The following is a 23,494-nucleotide window of genomic DNA, read 5'->3' as shown; positions in this document are numbered from 1 at the left end:
GGTGTGCCTGTAGCAGGGGCAACACCGCGCACATGCGCCGGAAACGGCCAAAAACCGCAGGCCTGAGCGTCATTGGCGCGACCGATGCGGCTTACCTCATCCTCCGATGGCGTTGATCAGACCATCCCTAGGGTTGGTGCGCGCACAAGCCAGCCAGTGGGGCGTCGACCCGCACAAGATCGGTGTGCTCGGTTTTTCTGCTGGCGGTCATCTGGTGGCGGCGGTCAGTACGCACTTTGCAACGCGCACCTATCAGGCGGTGGACGCGTCCGATACTCAGAGTTGCCGGCCGGACTTTGCCATCGCGGTCTATCCGGGCCACCTGTGGGCGCACGAGGATGAAGACAGCGCTACACGCGATCCAACCCAGTTATCGCTGCGGCCAGACATCACCGTCACCGCGCAAACGCCGCCGACCTTCTTGCTGCAGGCCGAGGACGATGCGGTGGATGGCGTCAGTCAGTCGCTGGCCTACTACGTGGCGCTCAAGCAGGCTGGCGTACCGGCAGAAATGCATCTCTACGCCGAAGGCGGGCACGCGTTCGGTCTGCGCGCGGGCGCCCTGCCGATCGCGCAGTGGCCGCATCTGGTGGAAACCTGGTTGGGGACGATCGGCATGCTGGATGCGGCCGATGCGCGCCTGGACTAGCCATGGCCCAGTCTAGGTTTTGCCAGCCTTGATGCAGCGTCAAAGCCAAGCAGTTGCGCCTTTGCCCGGATTTTCAACGGGAATGCGATCTTCGGGGAAGTAATGATAAATATCAAAGCCACCGAAGAGGAATTTAATTTCTAGTAAGGGCACAGAGTCAGCCACGATATCGCTGACCGTTTGAAAGATGAGTTGCAGGTCTTCGTCGAAAGTTGGCGTATGTTCCTTCGGAACCGCAGCCTTTTCGAAATCGATGATGATCGCATCATTGAGTTGATCGTAAATCAGCTTGAATTTTGGATCCTTTGCAGAGCCGAGCTGAAGACTGTTTTCGCGTATGACGTCTTGCACCAGGCGAGTCAAATCCGACTCCAGCTGCGCTTTTTGGCTCGAGGTTAAATGTTCTTGCGCCATGTCTCCTTGAGCGAAGACACTGCCACTCAGCGAACACAACAGGGCTGTGGCGATGCCAAGTTGCAAGACTTTGGCCAAGCAAACGTTCATTTGGATATCCCTCCATTGGATAATGATCTGGGAGCCAGGTTGCACTGTCATTCTGGACCGCGCCTGCGTCATTTTAGCCACGCGGCAGCGAGACTCTGATCAACTCTGACTGAAAATAGGCAGAGGGTATTGTCTGCGTATGGTTCAGGTATGCAGATTACTGCGTCGCGAGCCCGCAGCGCCTGCAGCATGCGGGTTGGAACCCGGGCCGCTGCCGCCTTGTCAGCCCAGCTCGCCGATCACCACGGGCCGGTCCTGCTGCAGCCGCGCCGGCCCACCCATGGCGGGGTCGCTGACGCTGTCTGCACCGGTCTCGATGCGCCCGGCCAGGCGTTGGCTTGCGCCGTCGTGTTCGATCCACAGGTCGTACCAGCCGCCGCTGGGTGCGGCCTTCCAGCTGCGTTGCCATGTCTGGCCGCCCGCGAGCTGCAATTGCTCGCGTGGTTGCGCCTGCGCATAGGCGGCCGGTTGCAGCGCGATCTGGAGCGGCATGGTGGCGGCGTTGTGCAGCGACAACGACAGCGCTGCCGGGTCATCCGCTGCCTGGGTGATGTCGGCCAGCAGCAATGCAGCGCTCAGGTCGCCACGGTAGTGACGATGGAATCCGTTGGGGCCGATCAGCCACAGATCGTAGCGGCCATCGTAGGTGGTCCAGTCGCCGTCCAGCGTGGCGCCGTTGCCCACCGTGTAGCGGCGCGGGATCGCCGCCAGGTCGTAGCGGTCGTAGACATGCAGCACCGCCGCCGCGCCGCTGTTGGTCATGCGTAGCCGCACCTCACCACGCTCGGGCAGATAGGCCAGTTGCATCCGCGGGCGATAGGGCACGGCGCGCGAACGGCGTACGCCGAACGGTTGTGCGGGCGGCTGCAAGGTGGCCGGCAGCGGCGGCAGCGTGTGCTCGCGCAGGGCCGCTGCACGCATTGCCGCATCGCCCACATCGGGCAGCGCTGCGACGAATGGGCGCGCATCGGCATTGCGGAAATCGAACGCCGCGGTCAGGTCGCCACACACCGCACGCCGCCATGGTGTGATCTCCGGTGCCTGCACGCCAAACCGCCGTTCCAGCAGGCGTAGCACCGAGGTGTGGTCGTACACCTGCGAATCCACCCAGCCGCCACGGCTCCACGGCGAAATGACATACAGCGGCACGCGCGGACCAAGCCCGTAGGGGCGGCCGCGCAGTTCGGGCAGATCCACTTTCTGCTCGCCCGGTGCAGGCTGGCGATGGTAGTCGTCGTCGATGGCGATGCTGGAAGCGCCGGCAAACCCGCCGGCGGCGCGCGGGTCCGGCGATGGCGGCGCAGGCGGTGGTATGTGATCGAAGAAGCCGTCGTTCTCATCGAACATCAGCAGCAATGCCGTGCGGCTCCACACCTGTGGATCGGCGGTGAGCGCATCCAGCACGCGCGCAGTGTAGGCCGCGCCTTGCGCTGGACTGGACGGGTCCGGATGTTCGCTCCCGGCCGCATCGGCAATGACGAAACTCACCGACGGCAACCGGCCGGCCACCACGTCCGCGCGCAGCTGCTCTACCCCCCGCGTGCTGATGCCCTGCGTGCGCAGCTGCGCATCGTGGCCAGGCGCATTGCGGTAGGCCTGCCGAAACGCCTCGAACCCGGCCAGCGGGTTGTCGGTGAAGTTGTCTGCCATGTCCTGGTAGATCTGCCAGGACACGCCTGCGCGCTGCAGCTGTTCCACATAGGTGGTCCAGCGATACGGCTCGGCAAAACCGCCCAGTTCCGGAAAATTGTCGTGCGAGTTGCCGATCACCGGCCCGCCATGACGCGCCTGCGGATCGTTGCCGCCGGTCCACAGGAATACGCGATTGGAATTGGTGCCGGTCTGGATCGAGGCGTGGTACGCATCGCAGATGGTGAATGCATCGGCAAGCGCGTACTGGAAGGGAATATCCACACGCCCGTAGTAGCCCAGCGCATGATTGTGCTTGGCTGCCGCCCAGTGCCCTAGCCGGCCATGGTCCCAGGCCTGCTGCGCATCCGGCCAGCTATGCGGCGTGCCCTTGACGCGCATGAAGCCGAATTGCGCGGCCGTGTCCAGTGCGAATGGGGTGAGCCATTGCATGCCGTCTTCGCTGGGCTGCAGCCACACCGTGCGCGATGTCGCACCCGGCAGCGGCGGGGCCGGGATCGGAAAGCGATCGCCGAACCCGCGCACGCCGGGCAGCGCACCGAAGTAATGATCGAACGCGCGATTTTCCTGCATCAGGATCACCACATGCTGCAAATCCTCCAGCGTGCCGCTGCGGCGGTCCGGGGCGATGGACGCGGCACGCGCGATGCTGGGGAGCAGGGCGGCCGCGCCGCTGGTCAGGCCGGCTTGCAGCAAACGGCGGCGGGGCAGGTCGATCATCGTGTCACCTCTGAATGGCTGAACCCCTCCAACTCCCTTCCCCCGCCTGCGGGGGAAGGTGCCCGAAGGGCGGATGCGGGCGCTGTGCCCTCACCCCAGCCCTCTCCCGCAGGCGGGAGAGGGGGCGGGATGCTGGGGATTTTCCCGCATCTTGCGTAACTGGCTGAACCCCCTCCAACTCCCTTCCCCCGCCTGCGGGGGAAGGTGCCCGAAGGGCGGATGGGGGCGCTGTGCCCTCACCCCAGCCCTCTCCCGCAGGCGGGAGAGGGAGCGGGTTGCTGGGGATTTTCCCGCATCCTGCGTGACCGGCCGAACCCGTCGAGTCCCTTCCCCCGCCTGCGGGGGAAGGTGCCCGAAGGGCGGATGGGGGCGCTGTTGCCCTCACCCCAGCCCTCTCCCGCAGGCGGGAGAGGGAGCGGGTTGCTGGGGATTTTCCCGCATCCTGCGTGACTTGCCGAACCCGTCGACTCCCTTCCCCCGCCTGCGGGGGAAGGTGCCCGAAGGGCGGATGGGGGGGCGCTGTGCCCTTACCCCAGCCCTCTCCCGCAGGCGGGAGAGGTGGCGGGATGCTGCGGGATTTCCCCGCATCCTGCGTGACTGGTCGAACCCCCTCCGAGTCCCTTCCCCCGCCTGTGGGGGAAGGTGCCCGAAGGGCGGATGGGGGCGCTGTGCCCTCACCCCAGCCCTCTCCCGCAGGCGGGAGAGGGAGCGGGATGCTGCGGGATTTTCCCGCATCCTGCGTGACTGGCCGAACCCGTCGAGTCCCTTCCCCCGCCTGCGGGGGAAGGTGCCCGAAGGGCGGATGGGGGGCGCTGTTGCCCTCACCCCAGCCCTCTCCCGCAGGCGGAAGAGGGAGACAGTCTCGGCGTGCACGTAAGCATGGCAGGTTGCCGTCACAGATCCAGCGTCACCGTCAGCCCCACCGTGCGCGGCGCAGCGATAAACGCGCTGTCGCTGCCGTCCACACCTTCCAGGTAGCGTTTGTCGGTGAGGTTGCTGACGTTGAGCGCCAGTTGCAGCCCCTTGAGCTGCGACGACATCTGCGACAGCTCCACGCCCAGATTCGCATTGAAGGTGGTCACGCCATCGAGTGCGGCGCGGTTGGAGGCATCCAGGTAGCGCTTGCCCAGATAACGACCGGACACACCGAAGCGCCAGGCCTGCCCGCGCCAGTCGGCCGAGACCACCAGCGTGTTGCGCGGTTGGCCGATCACCTGCGCACCTGGGGTGATCTCCAGCGCGGTATCGCGCGCCGCATCGCCACTGCCCAGATAGTCGGCCTTGTTGTAGGTGTAGGCGCCATTGATGCGCCAGCCGTTGTCCCAGCCATAGCCCAGTGCCGCTTCCACGCCGCGTGCATGCACGCCGCCGAAGTTCTCGTACACGCCGTCGGTTTCGCCGAGGTAGTCGATGCCGGTGACGAAGTTGGCCGGCACATACACGATGCGGTTGTCGAAGCGGATGTCGTACAGGGTGATGCTGCCGGTCAACGGCCAGCGGCTGATGCGCAGGCCCAGCTCGATGTTGTCGGCGGTTTCCGGCTTCACCCGGCTCAAGGCGACCGGGTCGGTTTCGCCCAGAACGCCGGACGGAATCGCGGCAAAATTCTGCGAGTAACCGGCAAAGGCTTCCAGGCCCTGCACCGGGGTGGTCCAGGTCAGGCCGGCAGACAGCAGCGGGTCCGAATGCGCATCCGATTCGACGTGCTGCGCATCGCCGATGCGGCGGTCGCGGGTCTGGTCGAGAAAGAACTGCTTCACGCCCACGCGCCAGGCGAAGGCGCCGTACCGCATCACGTCTTCCACGTAATACATCTGCTCGTCGGTCTGGTATTCATCCTTGAATTGCACCCAGTACGGCTGATGGTCGAAGGCGATATTGGTGCCGACGTTGAGCAGGCGATGCCAGTCGCGGGTGACGCTGCGGTCATAGCGCTCCAGCCAGGCACCGGCGCGCACGGTGTTGTCGATCGGGCCCAGGTCGTGGCGCCATTCCACATCGGCCATGGCACCGGCGCGGTGGTTGTCGTAGTGGCTGTGGCGATACGACTGCACCGGTATCGAACCTGCCGGATAGCAGGCTGGATTGGATTCGGCCGGTACCGCATCGCTGCCGGCGCAGCCGGCCAGCATGGTCGCGGCTGCGCCGGCCGGGGTCAGGTAATACAGCTTGCCCAGGTCAATGCCGGCATACACGGTGTTGCCGCCGCGCGCTTCGGATTCCGGCGCGCCTGCACCATCGTTGGTGACGTCCACCAGATAGGGCGGAATCCAGTCGCCGCGTCCTTGCATGCGGTGCGCGTAGCCGGTCAGCGTGGTCTTGAAGCCATTGCCGCCATCGAAGGCGCCACGCAGGTAGCCGAACGTGTTCTTGCGCAGCGCGCGCGAGCCTGAGCGATAGTTTTGATCCAGGTAGGGAATGCCGGTGAGCGTGCCGGTCAGCAGGTCGTGTTCCGGATCGCGCGCGAACTGTTCTGGCGTCACGCTGGTGTATTCGGATTCGTCTGCATCGTCGTAGGACGCGTAGCCGCTGAGCGTCCACTTGTTCAACGCACTGACGAACTTGCTGGCCAAATGATCACGTCTGGTGTGGCCGCTGCCGTCGATCCAGTCGTCGTTGCGCGCCGACGAGCCGCTGATCCAGGCGCGCGTATTGCCACCCAACAGGCCGGTGTCGTAGCGCGCGTAATACTTGCGTGCCTGGTTGTCGCCGATGCCGCCGATCACACGCACACGCTGTTCTTCCAGCGGCTCGCCGGTGAGGTAATTCAGTGTGCCGCCCAACGCTTCGTTCGAGCGCGAGGCGATATCGGCGGTGCCCTGGCTCACTTCCACCGTTTCCAGGTCCGGCATGTCGATGAAGCGGTTGGCCTTGGAGCCGCCGCCGTAGGCCGAGCCACCGTTGGGCACGCCATCGACGGTAGTGCCGATCTGCTGGGTATCGCGGTTGCTGACAAATCCACGCATGCTGATCTGCGTGCCCCAATCCGACGAGCCGAACGCATCGGCTTCGGTGACCACCACGCCGGGCAGTTCGTTGAGTGCATCGTTGACGCTGCCGAGCACGAACTGGCGGTCCAGCATTTCCTTGCTGACGTTGGTCTTGGAATACGTCATCGCCTGGCCGACCACCTGCACCTGATCCAACGTGGACACCTGCTCGCCAGCGCTGCCCGGTTCGGCCGCAGCCGGGCCAGACGCTGCGCCATCAGGGACTTGTTGCGCGTAAGCGGGCAGGGTGAGCGGAACCAGCAACAAGGCGAGCGTGGCCGGACGGTGCACGCGCGAGGAGGACGTCGAATCCATTGCAATCCAACAAGCGGGGAGGGTCCACAAAGACTGCTGCGCTTGCATTGCGTGATGATGACCGCGCTATAGGTGTGGCCGGGATCACCAGGTGAACCTGGGAAGTCCTAACGTCGGGACGATGGCGATTCAGCGCTTTTTCGATGTTTCTGGGCCGCGCTATTGCAAGACACCCGGAGTTTCGTGTCGCAGCGTTGTCTCCACTTCAAGACAAGCGATTTCGAGTCGTCGCGTTGTTGTAGATGCACCCAAGTGCTTATGCCGGAAGCCTGCTGAGTCGAGTGCGCGGTGCCCTCACCACTTGCGGGACACGCCGTGAATCCGTCCATGGAGGCTCCTTGGCGGCATCCATGCCGGCAAGGGTCCCGCAACTGGTAAGGACACCGCACCAGGAAGTTGGTTGGTAGTCGCGTGAAACGTCGGTCGTCGCACGTGTGTCGGGCTTCGAGCGGCACACCGGTATCGAGCAGCGAGCATCACGCACTGCTCTTAACCACGCACACCGACCATCTCGACTGGTGCTTGCCCGCCCACCGTCGCGGGACCTTCCGCGGCATGGATGCCGCGTAAGAGCCTACAAGGACGTACTTGCGGCGTGTCCGGCGATGGTGGGCGAGCAAGGGCCTTGTAGCCAAGCAGCAGATAGGCCGCTCTATAGCTGGTCCATTCAAGAAGTCATCAACCAGCTGCTTCGCCTTGCGGCGCCCCTCGCAATGGTGGGCGGGCAAAGGGGCCTCTGCAGCAACGCCGCAGATCGCCTGATCAGCGGCGCAGCGACTGACGACAGCGAAACAGGTGTGTCAGCCGCCCTTGGCGTGCGGCGCTGCTTCGGCCTGCTGCGTTTCCGGCATCAACTCCAGCGCCGATGGCGTGGTGCGCAGCATCGGGCGGAACGAGATCGGATGGGTGCGGCGGCGCGTGAAGCGCAGCAAGCGGGTCAGGGTAAATCCGGACAGCGCCAACAGCATCACCGCGAAATACACCGGCAGTGCCGCAGGTCCGAATTTCTGCATTGCGCCACCGGCCAGGGCCGGACCGATCGCCGCGCCCACGCCATGCACCAGCAGCAGGCTGCTGCAGCCGGAGAGCAGATCTTCGCGCGGCAGGTAGTCGAGCATGTGCGCCACCGCAAACGGATACAGCGAGAACGCCAGCCCGCCGTACACGAAGAACAGCACGAACAACAGTTGGGTCTGTGCCTGCACCATCGGCACCGCGGCGGCGATCGCAATGCCGGCAGCCAGCACGCTGACCGCGACCAGGCCGATCCGGCGGTCGTGACCATCGCTGATGCGCCCGATCGGCCACTGCAATACCGCGCCGCCGACGATGGCGGTGAGCATGAACATCGCCACGCCGTCGGCGTCCAGCCCGACGCGGTTGGCGTACACCGGCAGCAGGCCCCAGAACGCGCCCATCGCCAGGCCGGACAGGCCGGCGCCAATCGTCGCCACCGGCGCCAACGCATACAACGTGACCAACCGCAGCCGCGAAACCTGCGGTACCTCGGGCGGAATCAGCCGGGTGGTCATCACCGGCAGGACTGCTGCACAGAACAGGATCGCCGTCAGCGTGAACATTGCCGGAGCACCTGCATCGCCGATGGTCAGCAGGATCTGCCCCAGCGCCAGCGCCGACAGATTGATCGCCATGTACACCGAGAACACCCGGCTGCGCCGGCGCGCATCCGGCTCGGCGTTGAGCCAGCTTTCGATCACCGTGTACAGGCCTACCAGTGCCGCACCGGTGACCAGCCGCAGCACGCCCCAACCCCACGGGTCGAGCCAGATCGGATGCAGCAGCACCGCAATGGCCGCCAGCGACGCATAGAACGCGAACGCGCGGATATGCCCGATGCGCCGGATCAGCGGCGGTGCGAAGAAGGTGCCCAGAAAGAAGCCGGCAAAGTAGCCGGACATGATCAGCCCCAGCGCACGCGCATCGAAGCCGGCCAGCCCGCCGCGCACGGCGAGCAGCGTGCCTAGCAGTCCGCTGCCGGTCAGCAACAGGGCAACGCCAAGCAGCAGGGCGGTCAACCGCAGCATGGATGCGGCACTCGTGGGGAGAACGTCGCGTCGATCACGGCATCGAGTGTAACAGTCCGGTGGATGCCGCCAGCGCGGCCTTGGCGTGATGCGGCTGGCAGATTCGCAGCGAATCACCGGCAGCAAACGAGTCCGCGCAGAGGACGCGAATCGCCGCAGGCACGCGGCTTTGCGCGCGCGCTGGCAGCGCGTGCTGCGCGCTCGCGTGCCAATGCGCGGTACGTGGCGATGCGGCTGCGCGCCGCAGCTGTGGCGAGCAATTGGCCAGCGCAGCGCTGGCGCCGGCTTCGCCATGCAGTGCGGCGCGCGGTTGCGCCGGCGCGCGCGCATCCGTCTAGAATCTGCGCCCCAACATCGTCTTCCAGTAGCGTCGTCATGCCCATCTACGCGTTCCAGTGCACCACCTGCGGCCACTCGTTCGATCGCCTGCAGAAGATGGCCGACCCCGACCCGCAGAGCTGCCCGGCCTGCGCCGCAGCCACCATCAAGCGCCAGGTCACCGCGCCATCGTTTCGCTTGTCCGGTAGCGGCTGGTACGAGACCGATTTCAAGTCGGCCGGCGACAAGAAGAAGAACCTTACCGACACCGGTGGCGGCAGCGACGCCAAGCCAGCGGCTGCCAGCGACAGCAAGCCGGCCGCTCCGGCCGCCCCGGCCCCGGCCAAGCCGGCGTCCGACAAGGCGTGATCACGGCAAGGCGCGGCGGGGGTGCCAGGCTGGCGCTGCGCTGCTGGCCAGGGCTGCTGGTGGCCGCACTGAGCGGATGTGTCGTCTCTGCGCCGTCGAACCGCGCCAACCCGGGGGCGCCGGCAGATCGTTTTCTGGCTGCGCTCGCCGCCTCCTGCGGTCAGGCCTTTGCCGGCCGCGTGTTGGTCGATACGCCCGCATCGGCAACGCCCGGCCCGTTTGCCGGCAAGGCATTGGTGATGCAGGTGCGCGGTTGCGAGGAGCCGACCCGCACGCTGCGGATGCCGTTCCATGTAGGCGACGACCATTCACGCACCTGGGTGCTGACCCGCACCCCGGCCGGCCTGCGGCTCAAGCACGACCATCGGCATGCCGACGGCAGCGCCGATGCACTGACCGGCTACGGCGGCGACAGCGCAGGGGCGGGCAGTGCCAGCCGTCAGGAATTCCCGGTGGATGCGGAATCGATCGCCTTGTTCAAGCGATTGGGCGCTACCGCCTCGTTGCGCAACACCTGGGCCATCGAGGTCGAGCCAGGCCGGCGCGTGGTGTACGAGTTGAGTCGCCCGGACGGGCGGCTGTTTCGGGTGGCATTCGATCTCACCCGGCCGGTCGCACTGCCGCCCGCGCCGTGGGGTGGCTGAGCACTACGCGTAGCAGGGCAGGTACGGCGCACGCTGTAGCGATCAGGGTTTCCGCCTCGCGGCAGCAGCGACCCGTTTGCTGTTTCGGGTGGCATTCGATCTCGCCCGGCCGGCCGCACTGCCGCCCGCGCCGTGGGGCGTCTGAGCACTGCGCGTTGCAGGGCAGGTACGGCGCACGCTGTAGCGATCAGGGGTTTCCGCCTCGCGGCACCAGCGACCCGTTTGCTGGATGCGGCACGACAGGGTGTGAGACAGACGGGGGGCGGAAGTTGCCGACCCGGCCCGTGGCCCGTTGCCCGATGGCCAGGCAGAGAGCGAGTACGGCATGTGCCCGAACCTGTCGGGCGGAGACTCAGGGCGATGTCTTGCCAGCGTCGGGCGCCGCGAATCGACACCAGGCCGCTACACCAGATGGATAGCCGGCGATCGTCGGCGCGCGCGCGCGCCGGTTTCGTCGCGGCCTTATGCAGCTGCCCGGCCGCGTGACCGGGCAGCTGTGCGTGGTGCGGCGACGCGGCGCTGCGCGTCTGTGCACGGCAGGGCGCCCGGGCCCTGCGACAGCGCAGCCAGGCGTCGAACCGGATCAGCGTGCGTCGAAGCGCGCGCGGCAACCGTCGTTGACCCAGACGGTGGAGCGGCGCGGGTCGTAGCCCCAGGTGCGGCCTTCCTCGCAACGGGTGTCCGACAACTGGCGGGTCAGCACCGGGCGGCCTGCGCGCACGTCCCAATCGCAGGTGCGCAGGCGGCGGTCGTCGCTGCTGCAGGTCACCGAATAGTCGCCACGTGGGCGGCCGCCGTAGCCGTCATCGCGATCCCAGCCACCACCGCGGGCCTGCGCAAAGTCGGCGCGGCAGCCGTCATCCACCCAGATCCGGCCATTTTCCTGGTGCCAGTTGCGGCCCTCCACGCAGGGCGTGCCGGAGAGCTGGCGCACGATCGTCGCGCGCCGCCAGCCGGTGTTGCAGATGGCCTGGCGCTGGTCGCGGCTTTCGCAACGCACGGTGCCGGCGGCCGCATTGCCGGGGCGGTCGTCGCCGCCATTCCAGCCACCACTGCCCCAGCCGCCGCGCGCCTCGACAAAGCGGCCACGGCAGCCGTTGTCCACCCAGATCCGGCCGCGGTCGCTGCCCCAGTTGCGGCCTTCGATGCAGCGCGTGCCGGAGATGTTTTCCACCAGGGCGGCGCGTCCACGAAACGGGGTGTCGCACTCGCGGCGGCGGTTGTCGTTGCTGGAGCAGGTGATGCTGGGGCCGTTGAAACCGCGGTCCTGCGCGGCGGCGGGGCGGCTGACCAGCGCGCCTGCGAGGGCGGCAAGACTGAAGCCGGAGATCAGCAGGGCGGTGCGCAGCATCGTGACGTCCTTGGTGGCAGGAGGGGCCTGGCGCCTATTCAGCCGGGCGCTGACTTAAGCGCCGGTGACCGTCGCCGCATTTGCTCCTGCCGGCCGCCGGCCCCAGAATATCCGGCTTTCCGGCGCTGCCTGCGTCGGGTTTTCAGCGGAGCTTTCGATGCGTACCCACTTCTGCGGCCTGGTCGATGAGACCTTGATCGGCCAAACCGTCACTCTCGCCGGCTGGACCGACGTGGCCCGCAATCTGGGCGGGGTGTGCTTCATCGACCTGCGCGACCACGAAGGCATCGTGCAGGTGACGGTGGAGCCGGCCGAAGGCGACGCCAACTCCGCCGAAGTGTTCAAGGTGGCCGCCAGCCTGGGCTACGAGGACGTGCTGCAGGTCGAAGGCGTGGTGCGTGCGCGGCATGCGGTCAACGACAAGCTGCGCTCCGGCAAGGTGGAAGTGATCGCCACGCGCATCACCATCCTCAACAAGGCCGCGCCGCTGCCGTTCCACGCGCATGAAAACCCGGGTGAGGACACCCGCCTGAAGTACCGCTATCTGGACCTGCGTCGCCCGGAAATGCAGCGCATGCAGCGCACCCGCATCAAGCTGGTGCAGGCGCTGCGCCGCCATCTGGACGCGCGCGACTTCCAGGATATCGAAACCCCGATCCTGACCAAGGCAACCCCGGAAGGTGCACGCGACTTTCTGGTGCCGGCGCGCATGCATCCGGGCGAGTTCTACGCCTTGCCGCAGAGCCCGCAGCTGTTCAAGCAGATCCTGATGGTGGCCGGCTTCGACCGTTACTACCAGATCGCGCGCTGCTTCCGCGACGAAGCGCTGCGCGCCGATCGCCAGCTGGAATTCACCCAGCTCGATATGGAGTTCGCCTTCGTGCGCGAGCGCGACGTGCAGGATTTCGTCGAAGACATGATTCGCGCCATTTTCAAGGAAGTGGTGAGCGTCGAGCTGGCTGCGCAGTTCCCGCGCATGACCTGGGCCGAGGCGATGCGTCGCTATGGCTCGGACAAGCCGGACCTGCGCATCGCGCTGGAATTGATTGATGTGGCCGAGCTGGTCAAGACCAGCGAATTCCCGGTGTTCACTGCCGCCGCCAACGATGCCGACGGTCGCGTGGCCGCGCTGCGCATTCCCGGTGGCGCCACGCTGAGCCGCAAGCAGATCGACGAGTACGCCGCGCACGCCGCCAAGTACGGCGCCAAGGGCCTGGCCTACATCAAGCTGTCGGACACCGGCGAAGTCAGCTCGCCGATCGCCAAGTTCTTCTCCGACGAAGCGTTTGCCGCGCTGCTCAAGCACGTGGGTGCCGGCAATGGCGACATCGTGTTCTTCGGTGCCGGCGGCTACAACAAGGTGTCCGATTTCATGGGCGCGCTGCGCCTGAAGGCCGGCAAGGAGTTCAAGCTGATCGCCGATGGCTGGGCGCCGCTGTGGGTCACCGATTTCCCGATGTTCGAATGGGACGACGAAGCGCAGCGCTACGTCGCCCTGCATCACCCCTTCACCGCACCGGCGGTGGACGATATCGCCGACCTGCGCGCCAATGCCCGCACTGCGGTATCGCGCGGTTACGACATGGTGCTCAACGGCAATGAAATCGGCGGCGGCTCGATCCGTATCCACCGCCCGGACATGCAGAGCGCGGTGTTCGAACTGCTCGGCATCGGCGCCGAGGAAGCACGCGCCAAGTTCGGCTTCCTGCTGGACGCATTGAACTACGGCGCACCGCCGCACGGCGGCATCGCCTTCGGTATCGACCGCATTGCCGCGCTGATGGCCGGCACCGAGTCCATCCGCGACGTGATCCCGTTCCCCAAGACCACCGGCGCGCAGGACCTGATGACCGACGCCCCGTCGCCGATCGCCGCCGAGCAACTGGCCGAAGTGCACGTGCAGGTGCGCCCCAAGCAGGTCTGACCTGCGCGAGCAGATGGTCATGCGGTGTGCGTGGTCATCTGCACAAGGCGCCCAGCGCAGCCAGCGCTGCGCGCGTTGGCGGAACCGTCAGCCCCAGGGCCGGAGGCCGTGCATGTATCACGGCCATCCAATCGCCGCCGATCGACCGGCGGCGGTGCGCCTGTAGGTCCGTTTCGAATCGGCCGGCGTTGCGCTAGTACATGGCCATGCCTCGCAGGTGATGGTTATCTTTCCGACGCGCTGCGGTGCGCAGCCAGCGTCGCGCGCTTTGCCAAAACCATCAGCGCCCACACCGAATCTTGCACACGGGTAATCCAGGCACCGCAGATGCTTGTCCGATTCCCGATTCCCGATTTCCGATTCCCGACTCCCCAACTTGCAGAACCGCCGCTGCATGCGACAAGCTGCCACGTCCATCCGGCACGAGAAGCCCGCATGACCCGCATCCGCCGCGCCACGCCGGACGATGCCGAAGCGTTGTCGCTTCTGGCTGCGCAGACCTTTACCGAAACCTTCGGCCATCTCTACCCGCAGGAAGACCTGCGCGGCTTTCTCGAAGAGACCTATGCGGTGGAGCGCGCGCGCATCGTGCTGGCGCATCCGGACTATGCGATCTGGCTGCTGGAGCTGGATAACCTGCTGGTCGGCCACGCCGCCGCCGGCCCGTGCGGGTTGCCGCATGAGGACGTGCGTCCCGGTGACGGTGAGCTCAAGCGCCTGTATCTGCTCAAGGACTATCAAAGCAGCGGCTGGGGCAGCCGATTGTTTGAAACCGCACTGGAGTGGCTGGAGCGCGACGGCCCGCGCACGCTGTGGATTGGGGTGTGGTCGGAAAACTTCGGCGCACAGCGCTTCTATGCGCGCTACGGTTTCGAGAAGGTGGGCGAGTACGATTTTCCGGTCGGCAAGATCGTCGACCGCGAGTTCATCCTGCGGCGTAGGCCGATCGCTGCCGCGGGCTGAGTGAGGGGCGGGATTGAGGGATTTGGGATTTGGGATTCGGGATTGGCGTGGTCCGCGTGTGCGCAGAACGGGTGGTGACCCGATTGGCTGGGCTGTGTGACTGTCTTCATAGGTAGGGCCTGCGGCGTCAGGCGCGATGGCCCGGACAGTGCGCGCGATCCATAGCGTGGTCTGGGTCGATCGGTCGCGCCGTGTGCAGCCCGCCCACCGCTCACCACCCATCGCGCATCTCCTGGTGCGCAATCGCATTCATCGCGCGAATGCATCGCGATTCCGCAACTGAGCTGGTGTCATGTGTGGCTGGTCCGGTGCCTCGAGCTGGTGTAACCATCGAACAAAGGGATGAGCAGGCGCGTCGAGCTTCAGGCTGGCCGGCCATTGCTTCGGCTGGCCGTCCGCATCTAGCCAGGCGGCGAGTTGCGGAATAGCGAGATGGTGATTCCGAGAGATGGCGAGTCAGGAGAAGTTAGCCAGGCAGGAGAAATGGCGAGATAGCGGGTTAGAGAGTGAGTGGGGCACAGGGATAGCGCGGCAGACGCACCGGCCCGATCTCCACACGCCGCGCCAGGTCTGTTCACGCGCCAGCGTCGGGCGCTCGTACACTGCAGGTCCTGCGCCGCGTCCGCATTGTCGGACGCTTGCGCGCCACGTTCCGGTCCTCCTGCCTTTGTCCAGCGCATCTTCGGCCCTTGCGGTCACGCCGCGACGCAGCTCGCGCAAGCAATCGACCATCACTACTGCCGATGTGCTGTTGGTGCATGGCATCTGGAATACCGCGCACTGGCTGCTGCCACTGGCCCGCCGGCTGCGTGGCGACGGGCTGGCGCCGGCGTTGTTCGGCTACGCCAGCGTGCTGGGCGGTCCGGCGCAGGCGGTGCCGCAGCTGATCGCGCGCGTGCGCACCAGTGGCGCGCAGCTGCTGGTCTGCCACAGCCTGGGCGGCTTGATGGCGTTGCAGGCCTTGTGCGACGCCCCCGACCTGCCGGTGCGCCGCGTGGTCTGCCTGGGCTCGCCCCTGTGCGGCAGTGCTGCCGCGCGCGGGCTGGCCCGACGCGGTGGCGTCTGGGCCATGGGCCGTAGCGCCGCGTTGCTGCAGCAGGGCTTTGCCCAGTGGGACGGTGCGGCCGAGATCGGTCAGGTGGCCGGCTGCATCCCGCGCGGCGTCGGCCGTTGGCTGGCCCCGCTGGACGGCGACTCCGACGGCACCGTGGCGCTGTCCGAAACCCGCCTGCCGGGGCTGCGCGACCACTGCGTGGTGCAGGCCAGCCACAGCGGCCTGCTGCGCTCGCCGGCCGCCGCCGCGCAGGCGCTGGCCTTCTTGCGCCAGGGCCGCTTTCGGCATTGAACATCCGCTGGCGCATGTTGCCGCCCCGGTGAGAGCAAGCAATCAGGTAAAATCCGCGCCCTGTCATCCAAGCCAGTCTGGAATCACTCATGGGTAGAGGCCCCTCCATCGAAGGCCGCAAGAACGCCTCCGACGCCAAACGCGGCAAGATGTTCACCAAGATCATCCGCGAGATCAGCGTGGCCGCGCGCGCCGGCGGCGGCGATCCGTCCAACAACCCGCGCCTGCGCACCGCCATGGACAAGGGCCTGTCGGCGAACATGTCCAAGGACGTGATCGAACGCGCCATCAAGAAGTCCACCGGCGAGCTGGAAGGGGTGGAATACGAAGAAATCCGCTACGAGGGCTACGCCCCCGGCGGCGTGGCGGTCATCGTGGATTGCCTCACCGACAACCGCGTGCGCACCGTGGCCGACGTGCGCCACGCCTTCAGCAAGTGCGGCGGCAACATGGGCACCGAGGGCTCGGTGGCCTTCATGTTCAAGCGCCTGGGCGTGCTGAGCTTTGCAGCCGGTGCCAATGAAGACGCGCTCACCGACGCGGCCATCGAAGCCGGTGCCGACGACGTGGTGGTGTACCCGGAAGACGGCGCCATCGACGTGCTGACCGCCCCGGATGCCTTCGCCCAGGTCAGGGACGCCCTGGCCGCGGCCGGCCTGGAGCCCGCGCACGCCGACATCACCTTCCGCGCCGAAAACGACATCGCCGTGGACGGTGACACCGCCGTGCAGGTCCGCAAACTGCTTGACATGCTCGAAGACCTGGACGACGTGCAGGACGTGTATTCGAACGTCGATCAAGCGGCGCTTGGCGCGTAAGCGCCGGGAATCGGGAATCGGGAATCGGGAATGGAGAATCGGGAATCGAAAAAGCTGCATCCGGCGCCGCCGAGTGTTCCCGGACGCGCCCGTAGGCTGCTCTACCCATTCCCGATTCCCAACTCCCCATTCCCGGCCGCTCGATGACCCGCATCCTGGGCATCGATCCCGGCTCGCAGCGCACCGGGGTCGGCATCATCGATATCGACGAAGGCGGTCGCAGCCGGCATGTGCACCATGCGCCATTGATGCTGCTGGGCGAGGGCGACTTCTCCCAGCGGCTCAAGCGGCTGCTGCACGGGCTGGGCGAGTTGATCGAGACCTATCGGCCGGACGAAGTGGCGATCGAAAAGGTCTTCATGGGCAAGAGTGCCGATTCGGCGCTCAAGCTCGGCCACGCCCGCGGTGCGGCAATCTGCGCGGTGGTCATGCGCGACCTGCCGGTGCATGAGTACGCGGCCACCGAAATCAAGCTCGCGCTGGTCGGCAAGGGCGGTGCGGACAAGGTGCAGGTCCAGCACATGGTGGGCATCATGCTCAACCTGAAAGGCAAGCTGCAGCCCGACGCCGCCGATGCACTGGCGGTCGCCATCACCCACGCCCATGTCCGCGCCACCGCGCAGCGTCTGGGCGTCACTACCCAACAGGCCTGGAGCCGGAAGAAATGAGAATCGGGAAACGGGAATCGGGAATCGGGAATTGCAAACGCAGAGTCCACAGCAGCGCGCGCTGTTGCGATTCCCCATTCCCGATTCCCCATTCCCGGCACCGCCAAGGCGGTGCCCAATGATCGGCCGTCTGCGCGGGATCCTGGCCTACAAGCAGCCGCCGTGGCTGGTGATCGACGTGGGCGGGGTGGGCTACGAGCTGGAGGCGCCGATGAGCACCTTCTATGACCTGCCCGATGTCGGTCGCGACGTCATCCTGTTCACCCATTACGCGCAGAAGGAAGACAGCGTTGCGCTGTACGGCTTCCTGCGCGAGGGCGAGCGGCGGTTGTTCCGCGACGTACAGAAGGTCACCGGCATCGGCGCCAAGATCGCGCTGGCGGTGCTGTCCGGGGTCAGCGTGGACGAGTTCGCCCGCCTGATCACCAGTGGCGACATCACCGCGCTCACCCGCATCCCCGGCATCGGCAAGAAGACCGCCGAGCGCATGGTGGTGGAGCTACGCGACCGCGCCGCCGACTTCAGCAGCGGCGCGCCGATCACCGGCCAGCTCGGTCCGGACGCGATCTCCGAAGCCACCGTCGCCCTGCAGCAACTGGGCTACAAGCCGGCCGAGGCCGCGCGCATGGCACGCGAGGCCGGGGCAGAAGGCGATGAAGTCGCCACGGTCATCCGCAAGGCCCTCCAGGCCGCGCTGCGTTAAGCAGCCTCGGCCTTTCCTATTCTTCACGCCCTTCGGCGATACCCTGCCCACTCATGTCACAGACCTCCACTCCTGCAGCGGGCCACGGCCACGCGCCCGCCAACGGCCACATGGCCCTGGTCATCGGCGCCATTGGTGTCGTTTTCGGCGATATCGGCACCAGCCCGCTGTACACCCTGAAGGAGGCGTTCTCGCCGCACTACGGGTTGACCAGCGACCACGACACCGTGCTCGGCGTGCTGTCGCTGGCGTTCTGGGCGCTGATGATCACGGTCACGCTCAAGTACGTCACCATCATCATGCGCGCCGACAACGACGGCGAGGGCGGCATCATGGCACTGATGGCGCTGGCCCAGCGCACCCTCAAGCAGGGGGCGCGCTCGGCGTACGTGGTGGGCATCCTCGGCATCTTCGGCGCCTCGCTGTTCTTCGGCGACGGCGTGATTACCCCGGCCATCTCGGTGATGGGCGCGGTGGAAGGCCTGGAGATCGCGGCGCCCAGCCTGCACCCGTTCATCGTGCCGATCACCGTGGTGGTGCTGCTGCTGGTATTCATGGCCCAGCGCTTCGGCACCGAAAAGGTCGGAAAGGTGTTCGGGCCGATCACCTGCCTGTGGTTCCTGTCGCTGGGCGCGATCGGTATCTGGAACATCGTCGACGCGCCGGAGGTGATGAAGGCCTTCAACCCCTGGTGGGCGATCCGCTTCTTCATGGAGCACGGCTGGCACGGCGTTTTCATTCTCGGCGCGGTGGTGCTGGCGGTGACCGGCGGTGAGGCGCTGTATGCGGACATGGGCCATTTCGGCGCGCGCCCGATCCGCCACGGCTGGTACTTCTTCGTGCTGCCGATGCTGCTGCTCAATTACCTGGGGCAGGGCGCGCTGGTGCTCAATCACCCGTCCGCGCTGAAAAACCCGTTCTTCGAGGCGGTGCCGGGCTGGGCGCTGTATCCGATGATCATCCTGGCCACGCTGGCGGCGGTGATCGCCTCGCAGGCGGTGATCACCGGCGCCTATTCGGTGGCGCGCCAGGCCATGCAGCTGGGCTACATCCCGCGCATGCTGGTCAAGCACACCTCGCGCGACACCATCGGCCAGATCTACGTGCCCGGCATCAACTGGTTGCTGATGGTGATGGTGATCGCGCTGGTGCTGATCTTCCGCAGCTCCACCAATCTGGCGGTGGCCTACGGCATCTCGGTGTCGATGACCATGCTGATCGACACCCTGCTGCTGGCGCTGGTGGCGCGCGCGCTGTGGCCGCGCTGGCGCAGCTGGGTGCTGCCGCTGTGCGTGGTGTTCTTCCTCATCGAACTGGCCTTCGTGATCGCCAACGGCGCCAAGCTGCTGCAGGGCGCCTGGTTCCCGTTGGCGCTGGGCATCGTGGTGTTCACCCTGATGCGCACCTGGCGCCGCGGTCGCGCGCTGTTGCGCGAAGAGATCCGCAAGGACGGTATCCGCATCGACAGCTTCCTGCCCGGGCTGATGCTGGCGCCGCCGGCACGTGTGCCCGGCATGGCGGTGTTCCTGACCGCCGATCCGATGGTGGTGCCGCATGCGTTGATGCATAACCTCAAGCACAACAAGGTGCTGCACGAACGCAACATCTTCCTCAACGTGGACACGCTGCCGATTCCGTATGCGCCGGTGGACAAGCGTCTGCAGATCGAATCGATCGGCGATGAGTTCTACCGCGTCTACGTGCGCTTCGGCTTCATGGAAACGCCCGACGTGCCGCTGGCGCTGATGCGTTCCTGCGACCAGGGCGGCATCCATTTCGACCCGATGGACACCACCTTCTTCGCCAGCCGCGAGACCATCGTGGCCAGCGCCAACCGCGGCATGCCGATCTGGCGCGACAAGCTGTTTGCGCTGATGCATCGCAATGCCGCCCCGGCCACCGGCTTCTTCCGCATCCCCGGTAACCGCCTGGTCGAGTTGGGCGCGCAAGTGGAGATCTGAGCGTGGCCGCGCTCAAGTGGATGGTTTACGGGCGCTCGCCGAGCCTGGACACCTTCTGGGACGAAGCACTCAACCTCGGGCGCGTGCCGGCCACCGATGCTGCGATCGCTGCGTCGCAAGCGCGGCTCGGTGTCCGCCTGCCGGCCTGGCTGTGTGAGTTGTACGCACGCTACGACGGCGGCGCGGTGCAGATGGCGCGTGGCCAGTCTCTGGAGGAGCCGGACAACTGGCTCAAGGCCGAATGGCTGATCTCGCGTGCACGCCTGCTTGGCAGCGCGGAGCTATTTTCTTTCGCCGAGGTCCGTGCTCGCGAGGAGTACCGCGACGACGCATTTGCCGGTCTTGCTGCCGGTGGCGATGATCGCCATCTGATCGTCATCGCCGCCGATGACCGTTCGCCAAGCCGGGCGCTGTGCCTGGACTATTCGGCATCGGATGCCGAGCCCACCCTGGTCTACGTCGATGCAGGCAACAATCGCAGGCTGGCGGTGTTCGCCAACGTGGACGAGTTGCTGGCGCAGTTGGTCGATGTCCACTACTGGTCGCCCGCATTGCAGGCCAGGCACGACGCAGATGTGGTGCAGTGGCAGCCGCAGCCGCCCGCAGTGACCACCTTCTGGAGCGGCGCCGGGTGCCGGAACGACGGCGGAGCCGCGGCGGACACCGATGCCTTCGCTGCCGCCGAAGCACGCCTGGGCGTGCGCCTGCCGCCATTGTTCAAGCGTCTCTACAGTGTCCAGGACGGCGGAGATACCGACTGGTGCTGGGCGCCGCGCACCCGTTTTCCGTCCGATCACTACGTGGATTGGGAATGCGTGCTGGTGGATCGCTACCTGACGCCGCTGGCGAGCATCGGCAGCGTGCTGGATCTGGCCGCTGCGTTCGAAGACCCGGACGACTTCCGCGCTGCGGCCTGCCTGCATGCCGGTCTGGATCGGGTACTGGTGCTGTCGTGCCACAACGTGGATAGCCTGCTGTGCCTGGACTACCGCGCGCGCGGCCCGCAGTGCGAGCCGGAGGTGGTCTATTTCGAGCTTTGGGAGCAACTGGTGCCTACGTGGCGGGCGCCGAGCTTCGATGCGTTCTTCAGCGTGCTGCGGCAGGCCGAGCTTGATTTCTAGACTCTGGGCCATCCGTGCGCGGCATGAGAAGATGGCGGGATGACCGAGCAGCGCATCATCGCCAGCAGCGCCACCCGCGAAGACGATGCCGCCGATGCGAGCATCCGCCCCAAGCGCCTGGCCGATTATCTCGGCCAGCAGCCGGTGCGCGAGCAGATGGAGATCTACATCCAGGCCGCCAAGGCGCGCGGCGAGGCGATGGACCATGTGCTCATCTTCGGGCCACCGGGCCTGGGCAAGACCACGCTCAGCCATGTCATCGCCAATGAGCTGGGCGTCAGCCTGCGCGTGACCTCCGGCCCGGTGATCGAAAAGGCCGGCGATCTGGCCGCGCTGCTGACCAACCTGCAGCCGCACGATGTGTTGTTCATCGACGAGATCCATCGGCTGTCGCCGGTGGTGGAAGAAGTGCTGTACCCGGCGATGGAAGATTTCCAGATCGATATCATGATCGGCGACGGCCCCGCGGCGCGCTCGATCAAGATCGATCTGCCGCCGTTTACCCTGATCGGCGCCACCACCCGTGCCGGCCTGCTGACCGCGCCCTTGCGCGACCGCTTTGGCATCGTGCAGCGGCTGGAGTTCTATTCCCCGCAGGAGTTGACCCGTATCGTGATCCGCTCGGCGGCCATCCTCGGCATCGATTGCACGCCGGAAGGCGCGGCCGAGATCGCGCGTCGCGCCCGTGGCACGCCGCGTATCGCCAATCGCCTGCTGCGCCGGGTGCGCGACTACGCGCAGGTCAAGGCTGCCGGCCATATCGATCTGCCGGTGGCGCAGGCGGCCATGCAGATGCTGAAAGTGGATCCGGAGGGCTTTGACGAGCTCGACCGCCGCATGCTGCGCACCATCGTCGACCACTTCGACGGCGGCCCGGTGGGCGTGGAATCGCTGGCGGCCTCACTGTCGGAAGAACGCGGCACGCTGGAAGACGTGGTCGAGCCCTACCTGATCCAGCAGGGCTTCTTGATCCGTACCGCGCGCGGCCGCATGGTCACGCCCAAGGCCTATCTGCACCTGGGCCTGAAGCCGCCAAGGGACCGTGCACCAGGCATCGGCGAGCCGGGAGACCTGTTTTGACGCCGCTCCGTTTGTCGCTCGCCCGAGCCGTCTTGACCAATACTCCGTCCCCATGACTGCCGATTCCCGATTCCCGTCTCCCGATTCCCTGCCTGTATTCAGTTGGCCGACACGCATTTACTGGGAAGATACCGACGCCGGCGGGGTGGTTTACCACGCGCGCTATGTCGCCTTTCTGGAACGTGCGCGCACCGAATGGATGCGCGCGGCCGGTTACGGGCAGGAGGCGATGCGCCAGCAGCATGGTCTGGTGTTTGCGGTCCGCTCGATGCAACTGGATTTCCTCAAGCCGGCCCGGCTTGACGACGCGCTGTCGGTGTCGGCGGTGGTGTTGAAATGCAAACGGGCCAGCCTGCTGTTCGCGCAGTCGGTGCGCCGCGAGGGCGAAGTGCTGTTGACCGCTCAGGTGCGCATTGCCGCACTCAGCGCCAGCGACTTCCGCCCCTGCGGCATGGACGACGCGGTGTACGACGTTTTGAAAGCTTTAGAAACCCCAGAATCCGATTACTGAGGAACGAACGGATGTCGATTGCATTGCTCCTGGCCCTGCAGGACACGGTAGTGGAAGCACTACCGCAGGAAGTCACCGCGGCCGCGGCGCAAACCGCCACGGCGGCGCACAACAGCAGCATCAACTATGTGGACCTGATCCTGCGGGCCAGCATCCCGGTCAAGATCATCGTGCTGCTGCTGCTGATCGGCTCGTTCATCAGCTGGGTCATCATTTTTCGCAAGGCGCGCGCCTTCAAGCAGGCCAACCGCGAAGCCGACGAGTTCGAGAACCGCTTCTGGTCCGGCGCGGATCTGGCCAAGCTGTACGCCTCGGCGACCGACCGCAACCGTACCGTGGGCGGTCTGGAATCGATGTTCGAAAGCGGCTTCCGCGAGTTCTCACGCCTGCGCGATCGCCGTCGCCTGGATGCGCGGGTGCAGCTCGAAGGCGCACAGCGCGCCATGCGCACTGCCTTCACCCGTGAGGTCGACCAGCTCGAGCGCAATCTCGAATTGCTGGCCAACATCGGCTCCACCGCGCCTTACGTCGGCCTGGTCGGTACCGTGTTCGGCATCATGGTGACCATGCACGACATGGTCAGCAGCGGTGAGCAGGCCGGTATCGCGGCCGTGGCGCCGGGTATTTCCGAAGCGCTGTTCGCCACCGCCATCGGCCTGTTCGTGGCGATTCCGGCGGTGTGGGCCTACAACCGCTTCACCACCCGCGTGGAACGGCTGTCGGTACGCTACGAAACCTTCGCCGACGAGTTCAGCTCCATCCTGCAGCGCCAGGCTGGCGCAGACGAGTGATGCGCGCTCCCGGCATGCACCCGCATGGTTTGATGCGGGACGTGGCCGGGCGAG

Annotated in this window: 18 protein-coding genes and 1 pseudogene; 14 read left to right on the top strand and 5 right to left on the bottom strand. The window is 66.3% G+C overall.

Going from position 1 to position 23,494, the window contains the following annotated elements; translation table 11 throughout:
- Window positions 1-124: 124 nt before the first annotated feature.
- Window positions 125-649: pseudogene (locus A7D17_RS16265) on the top strand (alpha/beta hydrolase); the annotation flags it as partial.
- Between the two features lie 39 nt (window positions 650-688).
- Here A7D17_RS16265 and A7D17_RS16260 read toward each other — a convergent pair.
- The 4 genes from A7D17_RS16260 to A7D17_RS16245 form a co-directional block, all read right to left on the bottom strand.
- On the bottom strand, window positions 689-1,141 hold the full coding sequence (locus A7D17_RS16260) for a hypothetical protein (RefSeq protein WP_153041980.1): 453 nt from the start codon (window positions 1,139-1,141) through the stop codon (window positions 689-691).
- Between the two features lie 234 nt (window positions 1,142-1,375).
- Window positions 1,376-3,523: a phosphocholine-specific phospholipase C gene (locus A7D17_RS16255; protein ID WP_064510040.1), complete on the bottom strand. Its 2,148-nt coding sequence runs from the start codon at window positions 3,521-3,523 to the stop codon at window positions 1,376-1,378.
- Window positions 3,524-4,416: 893 nt separating this feature from the next.
- Window positions 4,417-6,828, bottom strand: a complete 2,412-nt coding sequence (locus A7D17_RS16250; protein ID WP_082862071.1) for a TonB-dependent receptor domain-containing protein — start codon at window positions 6,826-6,828, stop codon at window positions 4,417-4,419.
- An 800-nt stretch (window positions 6,829-7,628) separates the two neighbouring features.
- On the bottom strand, window positions 7,629-8,873 hold the full coding sequence (locus A7D17_RS16245; protein WP_064510038.1) for an MFS transporter: 1,245 nt from the start codon (window positions 8,871-8,873) through the stop codon (window positions 7,629-7,631).
- A 375-nt stretch (window positions 8,874-9,248) separates the two neighbouring features.
- On the opposite strand from A7D17_RS16245, the gene A7D17_RS16240 reads away from it, so the two are divergent.
- Both A7D17_RS16240 and A7D17_RS16235 read left to right on the top strand, forming a co-directional pair.
- Window positions 9,249-9,560 (top strand): FmdB family zinc ribbon protein, encoded by a 312-nt coding sequence (locus tag A7D17_RS16240; protein WP_064510037.1) that lies wholly within the window; start codon window positions 9,249-9,251, stop codon window positions 9,558-9,560.
- Between the two features lie 56 nt (window positions 9,561-9,616).
- Entirely contained in the window at window positions 9,617-10,204 is a 588-nt protein-coding gene (locus A7D17_RS16235) for a hypothetical protein (protein ID WP_239692232.1), read from the top strand.
- A gap of 583 nt (window positions 10,205-10,787) precedes the next feature.
- Here A7D17_RS16235 and A7D17_RS16230 read toward each other — a convergent pair.
- A complete protein-coding gene (locus tag A7D17_RS16230; RefSeq protein WP_064510036.1) occupies window positions 10,788-11,555 on the bottom strand; it encodes a DUF3011 domain-containing protein in 768 nt (255 codons plus the stop codon).
- 157 nt (window positions 11,556-11,712) lie between these two features.
- On the opposite strand from A7D17_RS16230, the gene aspS reads away from it, so the two are divergent.
- The 11 genes from aspS (at window position 11,713) to tolQ (ending at window position 23,440) form a co-directional block, all read left to right on the top strand.
- Complete coding sequence (gene aspS / locus A7D17_RS16225; protein WP_064510035.1) at window positions 11,713-13,479, top strand: aspartate--tRNA ligase; 1,767 nt, start codon at window positions 11,713-11,715, stop codon at window positions 13,477-13,479.
- A 435-nt stretch (window positions 13,480-13,914) separates the two neighbouring features.
- A complete protein-coding gene (locus tag A7D17_RS16220) occupies window positions 13,915-14,442 on the top strand; it encodes a GNAT family N-acetyltransferase (protein WP_064510034.1) in 528 nt (175 codons plus the stop codon).
- A 667-nt stretch (window positions 14,443-15,109) separates the two neighbouring features.
- On the top strand, window positions 15,110-15,787 hold the full coding sequence (locus A7D17_RS16215) for an esterase/lipase family protein (protein ID WP_064510033.1): 678 nt from the start codon (window positions 15,110-15,112) through the stop codon (window positions 15,785-15,787).
- A gap of 89 nt (window positions 15,788-15,876) precedes the next feature.
- Entirely contained in the window at window positions 15,877-16,605 is a 729-nt protein-coding gene (locus A7D17_RS16210) for a YebC/PmpR family DNA-binding transcriptional regulator (RefSeq protein WP_064510032.1), read from the top strand.
- 143 nt (window positions 16,606-16,748) lie between these two features.
- On the top strand, window positions 16,749-17,273 hold the full coding sequence (gene ruvC / locus A7D17_RS16205) for a crossover junction endodeoxyribonuclease RuvC (protein WP_064510031.1): 525 nt from the start codon (window positions 16,749-16,751) through the stop codon (window positions 17,271-17,273).
- Window positions 17,274-17,391: 118 nt separating this feature from the next.
- On the top strand, window positions 17,392-17,976 hold the full coding sequence (gene ruvA / locus A7D17_RS16200; protein ID WP_064510030.1) for a Holliday junction branch migration protein RuvA: 585 nt from the start codon (window positions 17,392-17,394) through the stop codon (window positions 17,974-17,976).
- Window positions 17,977-18,029: 53 nt separating this feature from the next.
- A complete protein-coding gene (locus A7D17_RS16195; RefSeq protein ID WP_064510029.1) occupies window positions 18,030-19,937 on the top strand; it encodes a potassium transporter Kup in 1,908 nt (635 codons plus the stop codon).
- A gap of 2 nt (window positions 19,938-19,939) precedes the next feature.
- The gene (locus A7D17_RS16190) at window positions 19,940-21,058 is read left to right on the top strand and encodes an SMI1/KNR4 family protein (protein ID WP_064510028.1); all 1,119 of its coding nucleotides are present in this window, start codon (window positions 19,940-19,942) and stop codon (window positions 21,056-21,058) included.
- A gap of 39 nt (window positions 21,059-21,097) precedes the next feature.
- Window positions 21,098-22,138 carry a Holliday junction branch migration DNA helicase RuvB gene (gene ruvB / locus A7D17_RS16185; protein WP_064510027.1) on the top strand — a complete coding sequence of 347 codons (1,041 nt, stop codon included), beginning with the start codon at window positions 21,098-21,100 and terminating at the stop codon, window positions 22,136-22,138.
- Window positions 22,139-22,190: 52 nt separating this feature from the next.
- Window positions 22,191-22,649, top strand: coding sequence for a tol-pal system-associated acyl-CoA thioesterase (ybgC, locus tag A7D17_RS16180; protein WP_064510026.1), 459 nt, complete (start codon window positions 22,191-22,193; stop codon window positions 22,647-22,649).
- An 11-nt stretch (window positions 22,650-22,660) separates the two neighbouring features.
- Entirely contained in the window at window positions 22,661-23,440 is a 780-nt protein-coding gene (gene tolQ / locus A7D17_RS16175) for a protein TolQ (RefSeq protein WP_005996093.1), read from the top strand.
- The last annotated feature ends 54 nt before the right edge of the window (window positions 23,441-23,494 follow it).

The sequence above is a fragment of the Xanthomonas floridensis genome, from assembly GCF_001642575.1.
In the GTDB taxonomy this organism is placed as follows: Bacteria; Pseudomonadota; Gammaproteobacteria; order Xanthomonadales; family Xanthomonadaceae; genus Xanthomonas; species Xanthomonas floridensis.
The sequence above is the reverse complement of the archived record's forward strand: the minus strand, read 5'-3'. Positions and strand labels throughout refer to the sequence as shown.